This window comes from Nocardia sp. NPDC056000, from assembly GCF_042269265.1.
Classification (GTDB): Bacteria; Actinomycetota; Actinomycetes; order Mycobacteriales; family Mycobacteriaceae; genus Nocardia.
In genome coordinates this window covers 24,495-39,766 of the sequence record NZ_JBHJXS010000003.1, presented here as the reverse complement: position 1 = coordinate 39,766, position 15,272 = coordinate 24,495, and the positions used below count along the sequence as shown (strand labels likewise).

The window sequence follows — 15,272 nt, the reverse complement described above, 5'->3', positions numbered from 1 at the left end:
AATTACAGACCGGCGGCGGCGCGCAACTTCTCCGCGCGGTCGGTGCGCTCCCAGGGCAGGTCCACATCGGTGCGGCCGAAGTGGCCGTACGCGGCGGTGGGCGCGTAGATGGGGCGCAGCAGGTCCAGATCGCGGATGATCGCGCCGGGACGCAGGTCGAAGACCTCGCCGATGGCGGCCGAGATCTTGGCCGGATCGACCAGTTCGGTGCCGAAGGTCTCCACGAACAGGCCGACGGGGGCGGCCTTGCCGATGGCGTAGGCGACCTGAACCTCGACGCGCTCGGACAAACCGGCGGCGACGACATTCTTGGCGACCCAGCGCATGGCGTAGGCGGCCGAACGGTCCACCTTCGACGGATCCTTACCGGAGAACGCACCGCCACCGTGGCGAGCCATGCCGCCGTAGGTGTCGACGATGATCTTGCGACCGGTCAGGCCGGCGTCACCCATCGGACCGCCGAGCACGAACTTGCCGGTCGGGTTCACCAGCAGCCGAATGTTGGAGGTGTCCAACGGATTCGGCAGCGACAGCTCGGCGAGCACCGAGTCGACGACCTTCTCGCGGATGTCCGGGGTGAGCAGGTTGTCCAGGTCGATATCGGCCGCGTGCTGGGTCGAGATGACGACCGTGTCCAGGCGCTTGGGGATATCGCCCTCGTATTCGATGGTGACCTGGGTCTTGCCGTCGGGACGCAGGTACGGCAGCACACCGGACTTGCGGACCTCGGTCAGGCGACGGGAAAGCTTGTGCGCCAGCGAGATCGGCAGCGGCATGAGCTCGGGGGTCTCGATGGTGGCGTAACCGAACATCAGACCCTGATCGCCCGCACCCTGGCGCGCGATGTCATCGTCCTCGCCGCCGACGCGGGCCTCGTGCGAGGTGTCCACGCCCTGTGCGATATCGGGCGACTGCGCGCCGATGGCGATGTTCACACCGCAGGACGCGCCGTCGAAACCCTTTGCGGAGGAGTCGTATCCGATCTCCAGCACCTTTTCGCGGACGATCGTCGGGATATCGACGTAGGCCGAAGTGGTGACCTCACCGGCCACGTGCACCTGGCCGGTGGTCACCAGGGTTTCCACCGCGACACGGCTGCGCGGATCGGCCGCGAGCAACGCGTCGAGGATGGAATCGCTGATGGCATCACAGATCTTGTCCGGATGACCTTCGGTCACGGACTCACTGGTGAATAGGCGGCTGCCAGTCGTGCGCACAGTTGTTCCCTCTCCCTCAACGGGTTTCTCGTATCGGGCTGCCACGGTAGCGCTTCTCCACCACCGCACAACCCTTTGTCTCAGGTTATGCCAATAAATTCGTCACAAGGCGCGAGGACGCTCCGGTGACGAACATATCGTGACTCAGACAGCTGCCGTCATGTGGCAGCCGTCCGAACCCTGCGGTGCCGAGGCTTCAGCGGAGCAAGGGGCCGAGCGCATCCAGCACTCGACTGGCCAGCAGTGCCTTGGATCCGTGGTCCAAGGCGATCTCGGTGCCATCGGCACCGAGCAGCCAACCATCATTATGGTCTACTTCGAAGGCTTTGCCTTCACCAACTGCGTTGACCACCAAAAGATCACAGCCCTTACGGGCGAGTTTGGCGCGCGCGTGGGTGAGCACATCGGCGTGTTCATCACCGGTTTCGGCGGCGAAGCCCACGATCGCGGTGCCCGGTAGCTGACCGTCCCGGCGCGACTGCACCAGACCCGCGAGAATATCCGGGGTCTTGGTCAGTTCGATCGAATTCGGTTCGTCCGCACCCTTTTTGATCTTCGCGGCGGCCACGTTCACCGGCCGGAAGTCGGCGACGGCCGCGGCCATGATGACCGCGTCCGCACCGATGGAATGCTTGTCGACCGCCACCTTCAACTGCTCGGCGGTATTGATGTGCACGACTTCGACCGCGGCGGGCGGAGGCATACCGATGGTGTTGCCCGCGATGAGCGTCACCTGGGCACCGCGCTGCGCGGCCACCCGGGCGATCGCATACCCCTGCTTACCGGAGCTGCGATTGCCGAGGAACCGCACCGGGTCCAGGGGTTCACGAGTGCCGCCGGCGGATACGACGACGCGACGGCCCTCGAGATCACGCGGGATCGCGTCCTTGCGCTCGAGCAGCAGTGCCGCGAGCGCGTAGATCTCCTCCGGTTCGGGCAAACGCCCTGCGCCGGAATCGGATCCGGTGAGCCGCCCGTGCGCGGGCTCCATCACGGTGGCGCCGTGCGCGCGCAAGGCGGCCACGTTCGCGATCGTCGCGGGATGCTCCCACATTTCGGTGTGCATCGCGGGCGCGAACAAGATGGGACATCGGGCGGTGAGAAGTGTGGCGGTGAGCAGATCGTCCGCGCGGCCGGAAGCGGCACGCGCCATGAGATCCGCCGTCGCGGGGGCGATGACCACCAATTCGGCTTCCTGACCGAGTCGCACATGCGGCACCTCGGGCACATCGGAGAAGACTCCGGTGTGCACGGGATGGCCGGACAGCGCCTCGAAGGTGGCCTTGCCGACGAAATTCAACGCCGCCTCGGTGGGGATGACGCGCACCTCGTGGCCGGTTTCGGTGAACCGGCGCACGAGGGCGCAACTCTTGTATGCGGCGATACCGCCGCCGACACCGACGATGACCCGGGTCACCGCATGCCCCGGGTGGATTCTGTCGTCACTACGCCTCCAGCGCCGTAGAGAGTTGCCTGGCTCTTACTCTCTCGGGGGCTTATTCGCCCTCGGAGTGCTCCAGCAGATCGGCGTGGATCTCACGCATGGCCACCGACAGCGGCTTCTCCTGCAGACCCGGCTCGACCAGCGGGCCGACGTATTCGAGAATGCCGTCGCCGAGCTGGTTGTAGTAGTCGTTGATCTGCCGGGCCCGCTTGGCTGCGTAGATGACCAGCGCGTACTTGGACGAGGTCCGTTCCAGCAGTTCGTCGATCGGCGGGTTGGTGAGGCCGACCGGAGTGTCGTAGGCGGGGACGGTCTTCATGTCCGTACTCACTAGGAAGGCTCCTGCGGGTTGGTTTGAAAGGGTGAAACCGGCTCACTTCGAAGATGAGCCGGTTGTTCTTTCGAGAACTACCTCGAAATTGTGCTAACGAACAAGGATACCAACTGCTCACAGGCAGTCGTCACCTCGTCGTTCACTATGACGATGTCGAACTCGTCACAGGCCGCCAATTCGGTCTTGGCGGTGAGCAGCCTTCGCTCTATGACCTCGGGCGATTCAGTGCCTCGCGAGGTGAGCCGGGAGACCAATTCCTCCCAGCTGGGCGGGGCCAGGAAGACCAGGGTGGCTTCCGGCATCGCCTTGCGGATCGAGCGCGCTCCCTCGAGGTCTACCTCGATCAGGACCGGGTGTCCGGTCGCGAGCGCTGCACGCACAGGTGCGGCCGGGGTACCCGACCGCTGTAGTCCACCGTGGATATCGGCCCATTCGAGGAGCTCGTCCGCCGTGATCATGGCGTCGAAGTCTTCGCGGGACACGAACCGGTAGTCGCGACCGTCGACCTCCCCGGGCCGGGGGGCCCGGGTGGTGGCCGAAACACTGAAAACCAGTTCGGGCAGTCGTTCGCGCACGCAGCGCACGACAGTGGACTTGCCGACGGCCGAGGGGCCGACCAGTACTACCAGTCGTCCCTTCCGAGTGTGTTCGACCACCCTCGGATTAATCTGCCGTGAAGTCGAACCGGGCCAGCAGCGCCTTACGCTGCCGGTCACCCAGTCCGCGCAGGCGGCGAGTGGGAGCGATTTCGAGCTCGCTCATGATTTCGGCAGCCTTGACCTTGCCCACCTTCGGCAGAGCCTCGAGCAGTGCCGACACCTTCATCTTGCCGAGAACTTCGTCCTTCTCGGCATCAGCAAGGACCGTCTTCAGATCGGTACCGCCACGCTTCAGGCGCTCCTTGAGCTCCGCCCGAGCACGGCGAGCGGCAGCCGCCTTCTCCAAAGCAGCGGCGCGCTGCTCGTCAGTCAGCTGGGGAAGGGCCACGGTTCCTCCGTCTCATCGTTCATTGCATGTACTCCCGCCGTTCTAACCCGGCGGTCTCAGCGACCGTACCCACGACGCCTCCCGATTGCGAACCCGCCCCCCAGGTCAGCGCGTGATTCCGAGCACGACCGGGCGGAATGCGGCCATCCGGGTGGCCGGTCGGACCGGGTCCGCCGACTCCTTGCGAGGGTGCACGAATCCCCTTGTGGCCAGGGGTTTTTCGGCTTTCGGCGGGCGCGCGGAACAGCGTTACCGATGTCCGATTCAGACCGTGACCCACCTGTAATCATCCGACCTGGAACTTCTTCGAATTTACCGGCGTGTCGCGCGAAACTGCACCGCGTGTCGCGGATCACCCGACCCATTCGAACACCGTTCGAACACACGATCCCGCCGCAGGTCCAGCCCCCTAATGCCACCCCGATCGGGCGCGCTGACCCCTGACGCCGTCACAGACGGGTGAAACCCGAAGGATGCGACTTCCCGGGCGTTTCGCCCACAGCGCAGCGTCAGGGGACGATCAGGACAAGCGATCGATCAATCGTCGTACTGGCAGAGCTCGATCAGGGTGCCCTCCGGGGCGCGCAGATGGGCCACGCGCATACCCCACGCGTCCTGGTCGACCGGTCCCGCGGCGAGTACGACACCGCGCGCTTCCAGGGTCTTCGCGGCGGCATCGACATCGGCGACGCGGAGCACGACAACGACGGCGTCCACGCCATCACGCGGGCGGTGTTCGGCCCCCACCGCGGCCTCCATGAACGCGCGGGTGAACAGCGCCAGATCGGCGTCACCGGCGACGAAGCAGGCGTAGGGACCGTCGGCGGGTTCCGCGCCGCTCTCATCGGGATGTTTGAGCGGCAGGCCCAGGACATCGCGGTAGAAGCGATAGCTCGTCGTGAAATCGTCTACCAGGACACGTGTTTGGGCGTAGGACAGCAGGCCCAGGTTGTTGTTCGACACAGCGCAAACCTAATCAGTTGGACTGCACGGCGATGCGCAGGCCCAGCGCGACCATGACCGAACCCATGACCGCGTCCAGGGCGCGCCGGACCCGGCGGCGGGTGAAGGCGTGCCGGAGCGCGCCGACGCCGATCGCCAGGGCCGCGAACCAGGACAGATTGGCCACGGTGCAGACGATGCCCAGCTCCAGGGTGCTCAGCACGGTGGGATCGGCCGGGAGGAACTGCGGGACCAGCGCGATGAAGAAGACGGCGCATTTGGGGTTGAACAGATTGGTCAGCAGGCCCTGGCGGAAAGCCAGGCCCATCCCGCGCTCCCGGCCGGAATCGGCCGTGGCGGGCGCGTATTCGCCGCGCCGGGCCGCGAGCAGTGCGCGAATTCCCAGGTAGCCCAGGTAGATCGCGCCTGCGAGCTTGACGACCGTATAGGCCATCGCCGAGGCGGCCAGCAGCCCCGCTATGCCCACGGCGGTCACGATGGACCAGGTGAACACACCCACGGCTACGCCTGCGGCACAGGCGATTCCGGCGCGACGGCCGGTGACGGCGGCATTGCGGATGACGATCATCCAGTCCGGTCCCGGTGACATGGAACCGAGCAGGATCACACCGGCCAATGCGAGCACCTCTGCGGTCGACATCATGCCGACAGCGTACGAGCGCGGCCGCAACGCCGCGCCGGGTTCACCGATTGCCGTCAGCGCGTGGGCCACACCGCTTTCAGGCGTGGCGCGGCATCGGCGGCCTGGCGATAGCCCGCCTCGTACGAGGGGTGCAGCGCGGCCGGATTGAACAGGTCGACGCCGAAGACGGCGATCGTCTCCGCATCCGGAACGATGGACAGCGTTGTCGCGCCACCCAATTCACTATCCGACGGCGCGTGCGGAAACATATGCGCCAGCGGTTCGATGATCAGCATGAAGTCCGCCCCCGCCGCCAGATCGGCATTGATGGGCGACCGCATCCCACCGTCGATGTAATAGCGTCCATCGATCGGAATCGGCGGGAACACACCGGGAACCGACGTACTCGACGCCAGCGCCTGCGGCAGCGTGGCCACACCGTCACGGGTCCAGGCTTGCAGTTCACCGGTGGTGATATCGACGGCGGTCACAATGAAATCCGCCTCCGACCACTCGGAAACCCCTGCGACACCGGCTATCCGCGCGATATGCGCATCCGGATCACCGACCCCCATCTCCAGCGCCCGAGCCCCGGCCCGCCGCCTCGCCTCGTTCCCGCTGATGCCCGGCGTGGCGAGAATGCCCATGATCTCACCGAAGCCCGCCGGATCGATCTGCGGCGCATCGCCATCCGGCGCAGGCATCGCCACCAGCTGCTGCAAATCGCCATGCCCGGTAATCACCGAACCCACCACCGCACCCGCGGAGGTCCCGACAACCCGATCAGCCAGAGACAGATCGATCCCGGCCTCCCGTAACCCGACGGCCAGCCCGGTCATCCAGCAGATGCCCAGCGCCCCGCCTCCACCGAGAATCAGAGCGTGCTGAATAGCGTTGGGCGGCACCGCGTCAGACATGGGTACCACTGTACCGAAACGGCCCGCTGCGAGATTTCACAACGGGCCGTTCAGAAGTCCATCACCGCTGCAGGAAAGCGAACTCCTCGGCCAGCTCGGCGACGCGGTCCTGCAGGGCGGCGACCGAGGGGCCGGATTTGAGGACCTCGCGGGAGACGTTCGGCAGGACGGCGCCGAGATCGCTTGCGGGGACCAGGGTGCGGATGGAGTCGGCTCCGCCGCCCTGCGCGCCGACACCCGGCATGAGGATGGGGCCGTTGAGGGCGGACAGGTCGGGGGACTCGGTGAGGGTTGCGCCGATGACCACGCCGACCGAACCGAATTCCTCGCCCCTGTTGAGCGCTGCCGCGTCGTCGACCATGCGCTGGGCGATGGTGCGGCCGTCCGTGCCGGTGATGCGCTGCAGTTCGGCGGCTTCCGGGTTGGAGGTGGCCGCGAGGACGAAGACGCCGCGGTTGTTCGCGCGGGCCAGGTCCAGAGCCGGTGTGAGCGAACCGAATCCGAGGTACGGCGAGACGGTGACGGCATCGCTGGCCAGCGGGCCGTCACCGAGCCAGGCGTGCGCGTAGGCGTCCATGGTGGAGCCGATATCGCCGCGCTTGGCGTCGGCGAGCACCAGGGTGCCCGCCTCACGCAGTGCGCGAATCGTCTCCTCCAGCACGATGATTCCGGCCGAACCGTAGGTTTCGAAGAACGCCACCTGCGGTTTGACCAGGGCTACCCGACCGGCGAACGCCTCGACGCAGGCATTGGCGAACTTCGCCACGCCCGCGGCGTCCTCGGTCAGGCCCCAGGCCCGCAGCAGCGGCGGATGCGGGTCGATGCCAACACAGACGGGTCCGTGCTTACGCATCGCATCCCGCAGCCGCACACCGAAACTCGTCATCGCGTCAGCCCCGCAGGGTGGCGTGGAGTTCCTGCAGGGACCGCACGCCGATGCCGCCGTTGATGGTGGCCTCGATGCCCTGCACGGCCGCGGCCGCACCCTGCACGGTGGTGATGCACGGGATGTTCGCGCTCACCGCGGCGGTGCGGATCTCGTAACCGTCCACGCGCGGACCGTTATTGCCGTACGGGGTGTTGAAGACGATATCGACTTCGCCGTCCTTGATCATGTCCACGATGCTGGGCTGATCGGTGGCCTCATCCGAATGCTTGCGGACCTGCTCACACGGAATACCGTTGCGGCGCAGCATTTCCGCGGTGCCCTCGGTGGCCAGGATGCGGAAGCCGAGATCGTGCAGGCGCTTGACCGGGAACACCATGGCGCGCTTATCGCGGTTGGCGATCGAGACGAAGGCGGCGCCCTCGGTCGGCAGCGAACCGTAGGAAGCGGTCTGGGACTTGGCGAATGCCGTACCGAAGTCGGCGTCGATGCCCATGACCTCACCGGTGGACTTCATCTCCGGCGAGAGCAGCGAATCGATACCGCTGCCGTCGGGCCGCTTGAAGCGGTGGAAGGGCAGTACGGCTTCCTTCACCGCGACCGGCGCGTCGATCGGGGTGTACCCGCCGTCGCCCTCGGCCGGGAGCAGGCCCTCCTTGCGAAGTTCGGCGATGGTGGCGCCCAGCGCGATTCGCGCCGCGGCCTTGGCCAGCGGGACCGCGGTGGCCTTGGACACGAACGGCACGGTGCGGCTGGCACGCGGGTTCGCCTCGAGGACGTAGAGCACATCGTCCTTGAGCGCGTACTGCACGTTCAGCAGGCCCTTGACGCCGATGCCCTTGGCCAGCGCCACGGTGGAGCGGCGCACGGCCTCGATATCGCTGCGGCCCAGGGTGATCGGGGGCAGAGCGCACGCGGAGTCACCGGAGTGGATACCGGCTTCCTCGATGTGCTCCATGACCCCGCCCAGGTAGACCTCGTCGCCGTCGCACAGGGCGTCGACGTCGATTTCGATGGCGTCTTCCAGGAACCGGTCGATCAGCACCGGGCGATCCGGGCTGATATCGGTGGCGCGGGAGATGTAGCCCTCGAGGGTCTGCTCGTCGTAGACGATCTCCATACCGCGACCGCCCAGCACATAGGACGGGCGCACCAGCACCGGGTAGCCGATCTCGGCGGCGATCTTCTTCGCGGCCGGGAAGGTGGTGGCGGTGCCGTACTTGGGAGCCGGAAGTCCCGCTCCGACAAGGACATCGCCGAATTCGGCGCGGTCCTCGGCCAGATCGATGGCGGCGGCGGAGGTGCCGACCACCGGAACGCCCGCGTCCGTGAGCTTTTGGGCCAGACCCAGCGGGGTCTGACCGCCCAGCTGGCAGATAACGCCCGCGACGGTGCCGGATTCGGTTTCCGCGTGGTAGACCTCGAGGACATCCTCGAAGGTCAGCGGCTCGAAGTAGAGCCGGTCCGCGGTGTCGTAGTCGGTGGAGACGGTCTCGGGATTGCAGTTGACCATGACGGTCTCGTAACCGGCTTCCGAAAGCGTCAGTGCCGCATGCACACACGAGTAGTCGAACTCGATGCCCTGACCGATGCGGTTCGGACCCGATCCCAGGATCAGGACCTTCTCGCGCTCCTTCTGCGGCGCCACTTCGGATTCCGCGGCGGGATCGAGCTCGTACGCCGAGTAGTGGTACGGGGTCTTGGCCTCGAATTCGGCGGCGCAGGTGTCGACGGTCTTGAACACCGGGCGGATGTGCAGGCGGTGCCGCAGTGCGCGCACGCCGTCCTCACCCGCGAGTTCCGGTCGGAGAGCGGCGATCTGGCGATCGGACAGGCCGTAATGCTTGGCGGTGCGCAGCAGCGGCTCGTCCAGTACGGCGGCGTCCAGGATCTCCTGGCGCAGTTCGACCAGCGCGGCGACCTCGGCCACGAACCACGGGTCGATGCCCGAGGCCTTGGCGGTGTCCTCGATGCTCGCGCCCAGGCGCAGCGCCCGCTCCACCTGGTAGATGCGGCCCTCGGTGGGGGTGCGCAGATCCTCGAGGATGGCCTCGACATCGGTCCAGTCGCCATCGGGCTGGGTCCAGAAGCCGGTGGCCTTGGTCTCCAGCGAGCGCAGCACCTTACCCAGCGCCTCGGAGAAGTTGCGGCCCATGGACATTGCCTCGCCGACCGACTTCATGGTGGTGGTCAGCGTCGGGTCGGCGCCCGGGAACTTCTCGAACGCGAAGCGCGGAGCCTTGACCACGACGTAGTCGAGCGTGGGCTCGAAGCAGGCCGGGGTCTCCTTGGTGATGTCGTTGACGATCTCGTCCAGGGTGTAGCCGATGGCCAGCTTGGCGGCGATCTTGGCGATCGGGAATCCCGTTGCCTTGGAAGCCAATGCGGACGAGCGCGAGACGCGCGGGTTCATCTCGATGACGATGAGGCGGCCGTCGGCCGGATCCACCGCGAACTGGATATTGCAGCCGCCGGTGTCGACGCCGACCTCGCGCAGGATGTCGATGCCGAGATCGCGCATCTTCTGATATTCGCGGTCGGTGAGGGTCATGGCCGGGGCGACGGTGACCGAGTCACCGGTGTGCACGCCCATCGGGTCGACATTCTCGATCGAGCAGACGATGACCACATTGTCATTGCGGTCGCGCATGAGCTCGAGCTCGAATTCCTTCCAGCCCAGGATGGATTCCTCGATGAGCACATTCGCGGTCGGCGAGGCCGCGAGGCCGCCACCGGCGATGCGATCGAGATCCTCATCGTTGTAGGCCATACCGGAACCGAGGCCGCCCATGGTGAAGGACGGGCGCACCACGACCGGGAAACCCAAGTCGCGCACGGTCTCCCGGACCTCGTCCATGGTGTAGCAGACCTTGGAGCGGGCGCTCTCGCCGCCGACCTTGGCGACGATGTCCTTGAACTTCTGCCGATCCTCACCGCGCTGGATGGCCTCGAAGTCCGCGCCGATGAGCTCGACGTTGTACTTCTCCAGAATGCCGTTGTCGTGCAGGTCGACCGCGCAGTTCAGCGCGGTCTGACCGCCCAGGGTCGCCAGGATCGCGTCCGGGCGCTCCTTGGCGATGACCTTCTCGACGTACTCCCAGGTGATCGGCTCGACGTAGGTGGCGTCGGCGAACTCCGGGTCGGTCATGATGGTGGCCGGGTTGGAGTTGACCAGCGAGACGCGCAGGCCCTCGGACCGCAGCACGCGGCACGCCTGGGTTCCGGAATAGTCGAACTCACAGGCCTGGCCGATGACGATCGGACCCGAGCCGATCACCAGGATGTGATTGAGGTCGGTACGGCGTGGCATCAGGCACCTTCCATCAGGCCGGCGAAACGATCGAACAGGTAGGCGGCGTCGTGCGGTCCGGCGGCGGCCTCGGGGTGGTACTGCACCGAGAAGGCGCGGCCGCTGACCAGCTGAACACCTTCGACGACACCGTCATTGGCGCAGATATGGCTGACCTCGGCCTTGCCGAACGGGGTGTCGAAGACCTCGCCGCGCTCGCCTTCGAGGGCGAAGCCGTGGTTCTGGGCGGTGATCGAGATGCGCCCGGTGTGGTGTTCGATGACCGGGACATTGATGCCGCGGTGGCCGAACTTCATCTTGTAGGTATTGCGCCCGAAGGCCCGGCCCAGGATCTGGTTGCCGAAGCAGATGCCGAACAGCGGGATATCGGCCTGCAGCACCTGCTGGGTGAGCGTGACCGCGCCGTCGGCGGTGGCCGGGTCACCGGGACCGTTGGACAGGAACACCCCGTTCGGGTTCAGTTCCTTGATCTGGTCGAAGGTGACGTTCGAGGGCACCACGTGCACCCGCATCCCGCGCTCGGCGAACATGCGCGGGGTGTTGGACTTGATGCCGAGGTCGACCGCGACGACGGTGAAGCGGTGCTCGCCGACCGGCTCGATGGTGTACATCTCATCGGTGGAGACCTCACCGGCCAGGTCCGCGCCCAGCATGGAGGGCTGCCCGTTGACCCGCGCGACGAGTTCCTCGTACTCGGCCAGCGCGGTGCCGGAGAAGACGCCCGCCTTCATGGAACCGCGAGTGCGCAAGTGCCGCACCAGGGCTCGGGTGTCGATGCCCGCGATGCCGACGATGTTCTGGTTCTCCAGCTCGTCCTGCAGGGTGCGCTTGGAACGCCAGTTGGAGGCGCGGCGCGCGGGATCGCGCACGGCGTAACCGGCGACCCAGATCTTGCTCGACTCGTCGTCCTCGTCGTTCCAGCCGGTGTTGCCGATCTGGGGCGCGGTGGCCACCACGATCTGGCGGTCGTAGCTGGGGTCGGTGAGGGTCTCCTGGTATCCGGTCATCGCGGTGCAGAACACCGCCTCACCCAAAGTCTGTCCCTGTGCGCCGAAGGTCGTCCCGCGGAATACGCGGCCGTCCTCGAGCACCATCACTGCGACGTTGTCGCTGCTCATGCCTCGTCTCCCGTCTTCGTCGTCTCTGTCTGCGGTGCGCCGGTCCAGGCCGGGTACACCGTCTTGTCGTCGCCCCGGAATCCGGTATCCACCTCGGTTCCGGTCGGCAGCTTCCAGCGAATCACCAGCACACCGCCTTCGGTCATCACTTTGCCCGCATGCCCGCGCTCGGTGCGCACCGCGGTCACCGACTCCTGCGGAATCCAGATGGTGCCCGCGCCGTCGCGCTCGAGCAGGATGCCGCGCTCGAATCGGGTCAGTTCCGCGGTGGCGCGGAAACCCAAGTCGCCCACGGTGACTCGCTGAATCCAGCTCGGGGCCAGGGTGCTGCCGAGGTAGAGGCCCGTGGTGGGCTCCAGCAGCTGTGCGCCGCAATCGGCGGGCACGGCCGGCAGGTCACCGATCGACGCCGCCTGCTTCTTCGCGCGGCCGGTCCAGGCCCGGTACATGCCCCACAGGCACAGCGCGAAAAGTGCGAGCAGCACGACGATCGTCAGTGTTCGCTCCATTACGGTCCTCCTCGGTTCCCCACCCGCCGGTCGCCACCGGCGAAGACCTCATCGCCACCGCGCGGGGCGCTGGCGACTCCGTTGCGCGAGGTGACGCGGCCGCGCAGGAAGGTGGCGGTCACCTTCGCGGGCAGGGTCATCTCGTCGAACGGGGTGTTGTGGGCGATGCTGGCGAGTTCCTTCGCGCGCACCGTCCACTCGGTGTTCGGATCGATCAGCGCCAGGTTGGCCGGTTCGCCGACGGCGAGCGGGCGGCCCTGATCGTCCAGGCCCACGATGCGGGCCGGGTTCTCGCTCATGACGCGGGCCACGCCGCGCCAGTCGAGCAGGCCGGGCTGGACCATCGTCTGCACGATGATCGACAGGGCGGTCTCCAGGCCGAGCATGCCGGGGCGGGCGGCCGCGAATTCGCAGCACTTGTCCTGTTCGGCGTGCGGGGCGTGATCGGTTGCGACACAGTCGATGACACCGTCGGCCAGGGCCTGGCGCAGCGCGGTCACATCGGAGGATTCGCGCAGCGGCGGGTTGACGCGGTTGACCGCGTCGTAGGTCTCCAGGCGCGAATCATCGAGCAGCAGGTGATGCGGGGTGACCTCGGCGGTGATCGAAATGCCCTGGGACTTGGCCCATTTGAGCAGTTCGACGGTGCCCGCGGTGGAGGCGTGGCAGATGTGCACGCGCGCACCGGCATCGCGAGCCAGCAGGGCGTCGCGGGCCACGATGGATTCCTCGGCGGCGCGCGGCCAGCCGGCCAAGCCCAGGCGGGCGGCGTTCGGACCCTCGTGCGCCACCGCGCCCTTGGTCAGGCGCGGCTCCTCCGCGTGCTGGGCGATGAGCACGCCGAGGGAGTTCGCGTATTCCAGCGCGCGGCGCATGATCAGCGGGTCGTAGACGCAGTGGCCGTCATCGGAGAACATGCGCACCGCGCCGACTCCGGCTGCCATGGTTCCCATTTCGGCGAGCTGCTTGCCCTCCAGGCCCACGGTGACCGCGCCGACCGGATGCACATCGACCAGGCCGACCTGCTGTCCGCGCCGCCACACATGGTCGGTGATGACCTGCGAGTCCGCGACCGGGCTGGTGTTGGCCATGGCGAAGACCGCCGTATAACCGCCCAGAGCCGCTGCGGCGGAACCGGTTTCGATGGTTTCGGTGTCCTCGCGGCCCGGCTCGCGCAGATGCGTGTGCAGGTCGATGAAGCCGGGGAGCAGGAATTGCCCGGTGCCGTCGATGATTTCGGCGTCCTCGGCCTTCAGACCGGCACCGATCTCACGGATCTCACCGTCGGCCAACAGCACGTCGACGGGGTCGCCTTCGCCGTACAGACGGACGTTCTGGATCAGGACGTTGTTCATGCCACCACCTCGTCGGTTCCTACCAGCAGGCGGAAGAGCACCGCCATGCGCATATGGACTCCGTTGTTGACCTGTTGCAGCACAGCCGCTTTGGGGGAATCGGCGACGGCCGACGCGATTTCCATGCCGCGCAGCATGGGACCCGGATGCAGTACCACCGCATGCTCGTCGAGCATGCCGAGGCGACGCTCGCTCAGGCCGTAGTTGATCGAGTACTCGCGCGCCGACGGGAAGAAGCCGCCGTTCATGCGCTCGGCCTGCACGCGCAGCATCATGACCGCGTCCGCGCCGGGGAGTTCGGCATCGAGAGAGTGCGAGATCCGCACCGGCCAGGCCTGCACGCCCACCGGCAGCAGCGTCTGCGGCGCGACCAGCACCACATCCGCACCGAGGGTGCTGAGCAGGAAGGCATTCGAGCGCGCCACCCGGCTGTGCAGGATGTCGCCGACCAGCACGATCCGCTTACCCTCCAGATCGCCGAGCCGCTGACGCAGGGTCAGCGCGTCCAGCAGCGCCTGGGTGGGGTGCTCATGGGTGCCGTCTCCGGCATTGATGATGGCCGGGCCGGGACCGGTGAAACCGCCGCTGCGCTCCTGGATCTGGGAGAACCAGTGCGCGATCTGATGCGCCGCGCCCGAGGCCGGATGCCGCACGATGAGCGCGTCCGCGCCCGCCGCGTGCAGGGTCAGCGCGGTATCGCGCAGCGATTCACCCTTGGAGTTCGAGGAGCTCGACGAGCTGACGTTGATCACGTCCGCGCTCATCCATTTGCCCGCGACCTCGAAGGAAACCCTTGTACGCGTGGAGTTCTCGAAGAACACCGTCATGACCGTGCGCCCGCGCAGGGTCGGCAGCTTCTTCACCTCGCGCCCGAGCAGGGCCTGTTCGAAGCGTTCGGCGTCATCGAGCAGTTCGGTGGCGGCGGCGCGATCCAGATCGGTCACCGAGAGCAGATGCTTCACTTGTCACCCTCCTGACGCAGGTACACACCGTCGCGGCCGTCGTGCTCGCGCAGTAGTACCGAGATGTCCTCGCTGCGGGAGGTGGGCACGTTCTTGCCGACGTAGTCGGCGCGGATGGGAAGTTCGCGATGGCCGCGGTCGATGAGCACGGCCAGCTGCACCGCGCGCGGGCGGCCCAGATCGCGCAGTCCGTCCAGGGCCGAGCGCACGGTGCGCCCGGAGAACAGCACATCGTCGACCAGCACCACCAGCACATCCTCGATTCCGCCTTCGGGCACCGAAGTGCGCTCGAGCGGACGGTGCGGTTTGCTGCGCAGGTCGTCGCGGTAGAGGGTGATGTCCAGGGAGCCGACGGCGGGGCGGACCCCGGCGAACTCCTCGATGCGATTCGCCAGTCGAGCGGCGAGAGTCGTTCCGCGCGTGGGGATTCCGATCAGCACCACGCGGGGGGCGGCGGGATCGCCGGAATCCAGCGCGGTCTTCTCGATGATCTGGTGCGCCATGCGCGCGATGGTGCGGCCGACATCGGAATCCGAGAGCAGCTCGCGCCCCGCGTCCACCTGCGCGGGATCGTGTCGCTGCGAGTGGTCAGCAGCGCTCGACTTGGCAGCCCGGTCTTCGGGCACAGCCATGCCGACCTCCTTCCCC

General features: G+C 67.0%; 15 protein-coding genes. All 15 read right to left on the bottom strand.

Annotated elements, in window-relative coordinates:
• Positions 1-2: 2 nt before the first annotated feature.
• On the bottom strand, positions 3-1,217 hold the full coding sequence (gene metK, locus ACFC4D_RS08755; RefSeq protein ID WP_376062288.1) for a methionine adenosyltransferase: 1,215 nt from the start codon (positions 1,215-1,217) through the stop codon (positions 3-5).
• 196 nt (positions 1,218-1,413) lie between these two features.
• Positions 1,414-2,634 carry a bifunctional phosphopantothenoylcysteine decarboxylase/phosphopantothenate--cysteine ligase CoaBC gene (gene coaBC, locus ACFC4D_RS08750; protein ID WP_364632498.1) on the bottom strand — a complete coding sequence of 407 codons (1,221 nt, stop codon included), beginning with the start codon at positions 2,632-2,634 and terminating at the stop codon, positions 1,414-1,416.
• Positions 2,635-2,713: 79 nt separating this feature from the next.
• Positions 2,714-2,980, bottom strand: a complete 267-nt coding sequence (gene rpoZ / locus ACFC4D_RS08745; RefSeq protein ID WP_375955921.1) for a DNA-directed RNA polymerase subunit omega — start codon at positions 2,978-2,980, stop codon at positions 2,714-2,716.
• 89 nt (positions 2,981-3,069) lie between these two features.
• Positions 3,070-3,651 carry a guanylate kinase gene (gmk, locus tag ACFC4D_RS08740; RefSeq protein WP_364632496.1) on the bottom strand — a complete coding sequence of 194 codons (582 nt, stop codon included), beginning with the start codon at positions 3,649-3,651 and terminating at the stop codon, positions 3,070-3,072.
• Positions 3,652-3,658: 7 nt separating this feature from the next.
• On the bottom strand, positions 3,659-3,982 hold the full coding sequence (gene mihF, locus ACFC4D_RS08735; RefSeq protein WP_067571887.1) for an integration host factor, actinobacterial type: 324 nt from the start codon (positions 3,980-3,982) through the stop codon (positions 3,659-3,661).
• Positions 3,983-4,519: 537 nt separating this feature from the next.
• Positions 4,520-4,945, bottom strand: a complete 426-nt coding sequence (locus tag ACFC4D_RS08730; protein ID WP_376062287.1) for a VOC family protein — start codon at positions 4,943-4,945, stop codon at positions 4,520-4,522.
• Between the two features lie 13 nt (positions 4,946-4,958).
• The gene (locus ACFC4D_RS08725; protein ID WP_376062286.1) at positions 4,959-5,588 is read right to left on the bottom strand and encodes a LysE family translocator; all 630 of its coding nucleotides are present in this window, start codon (positions 5,586-5,588) and stop codon (positions 4,959-4,961) included.
• Positions 5,589-5,641: 53 nt separating this feature from the next.
• On the bottom strand, positions 5,642-6,484 hold the full coding sequence (locus tag ACFC4D_RS08720) for a patatin-like phospholipase family protein (RefSeq protein WP_376062285.1): 843 nt from the start codon (positions 6,482-6,484) through the stop codon (positions 5,642-5,644).
• A 61-nt stretch (positions 6,485-6,545) separates the two neighbouring features.
• The gene (pyrF, locus tag ACFC4D_RS08715; protein WP_376062284.1) at positions 6,546-7,370 is read right to left on the bottom strand and encodes an orotidine-5'-phosphate decarboxylase; all 825 of its coding nucleotides are present in this window, start codon (positions 7,368-7,370) and stop codon (positions 6,546-6,548) included.
• Positions 7,371-7,374: 4 nt separating this feature from the next.
• A complete protein-coding gene (carB, locus tag ACFC4D_RS08710) occupies positions 7,375-10,680 on the bottom strand; it encodes a carbamoyl-phosphate synthase large subunit (protein ID WP_364632473.1) in 3,306 nt (1,101 codons plus the stop codon).
• Positions 10,680-11,798, bottom strand: coding sequence for a glutamine-hydrolyzing carbamoyl-phosphate synthase small subunit (gene carA / locus ACFC4D_RS08705; protein ID WP_376062283.1), 1,119 nt, complete (start codon positions 11,796-11,798; stop codon positions 10,680-10,682). The genes carB and carA overlap by 1 nt, the downstream gene beginning before the upstream one ends.
• Entirely contained in the window at positions 11,795-12,307 is a 513-nt protein-coding gene (locus tag ACFC4D_RS08700; RefSeq protein WP_375953427.1) for a transporter, read from the bottom strand. Before ACFC4D_RS08700 ends, carA begins: the two co-directional genes overlap by 4 nt.
• Positions 12,307-13,662 carry a dihydroorotase gene (locus ACFC4D_RS08695; RefSeq protein WP_376062282.1) on the bottom strand — a complete coding sequence of 452 codons (1,356 nt, stop codon included), beginning with the start codon at positions 13,660-13,662 and terminating at the stop codon, positions 12,307-12,309. The genes ACFC4D_RS08700 and ACFC4D_RS08695 overlap by 1 nt, the downstream gene beginning before the upstream one ends.
• Positions 13,659-14,624 (bottom strand): aspartate carbamoyltransferase catalytic subunit, encoded by a 966-nt coding sequence (locus ACFC4D_RS08690; protein WP_375953429.1) that lies wholly within the window; start codon positions 14,622-14,624, stop codon positions 13,659-13,661. Before ACFC4D_RS08690 ends, ACFC4D_RS08695 begins: the two co-directional genes overlap by 4 nt.
• On the bottom strand, positions 14,621-15,256 hold the full coding sequence (pyrR, locus tag ACFC4D_RS08685; protein ID WP_364632463.1) for a bifunctional pyr operon transcriptional regulator/uracil phosphoribosyltransferase PyrR: 636 nt from the start codon (positions 15,254-15,256) through the stop codon (positions 14,621-14,623). The genes ACFC4D_RS08690 and pyrR overlap by 4 nt, the downstream gene beginning before the upstream one ends.
• Positions 15,257-15,272 lie beyond the last annotated feature (16 nt).

What these genes read in the sequence shown, in the direction of transcription:
- rpoZ (WP_375955921.1), bottom strand. Translation starts at nt 2,980, where the DNA reads ATGAAGACCGTCCCCGCCTACGACACTCCGGTCGGCCTCACCAACCCG.
- ACFC4D_RS08725 (WP_376062286.1), bottom strand. Translation starts at nt 5,588, where the DNA reads ATGATGTCGACCGCAGAGGTGCTCGCATTGGCCGGTGTGATCCTGCTC.
- ACFC4D_RS08720 (WP_376062285.1), bottom strand. Translation starts at nt 6,484, where the DNA reads ATGTCTGACGCGGTGCCGCCCAACGCTATTCAGCACGCTCTGATTCTC.
- pyrF (WP_376062284.1), bottom strand. Translation starts at nt 7,370, where the DNA reads ATGACGAGTTTCGGTGTGCGGCTGCGGGATGCGATGCGTAAGCACGGA.
- carB (WP_364632473.1), bottom strand. Translation starts at nt 10,680, where the DNA reads ATGCCACGCCGTACCGACCTCAATCACATCCTGGTGATCGGCTCGGGT.
- carA (WP_376062283.1), bottom strand. Translation starts at nt 11,798, where the DNA reads ATGAGCAGCGACAACGTCGCAGTGATGGTGCTCGAGGACGGCCGCGTA.
- ACFC4D_RS08700 (WP_375953427.1), bottom strand. Translation starts at nt 12,307, where the DNA reads ATGGAGCGAACACTGACGATCGTCGTGCTGCTCGCACTTTTCGCGCTG.
- ACFC4D_RS08695 (WP_376062282.1), bottom strand. Translation starts at nt 13,662, where the DNA reads ATGAACAACGTCCTGATCCAGAACGTCCGTCTGTACGGCGAAGGCGAC.
- pyrR (WP_364632463.1), bottom strand. Translation starts at nt 15,256, where the DNA reads ATGGCTGTGCCCGAAGACCGGGCTGCCAAGTCGAGCGCTGCTGACCAC.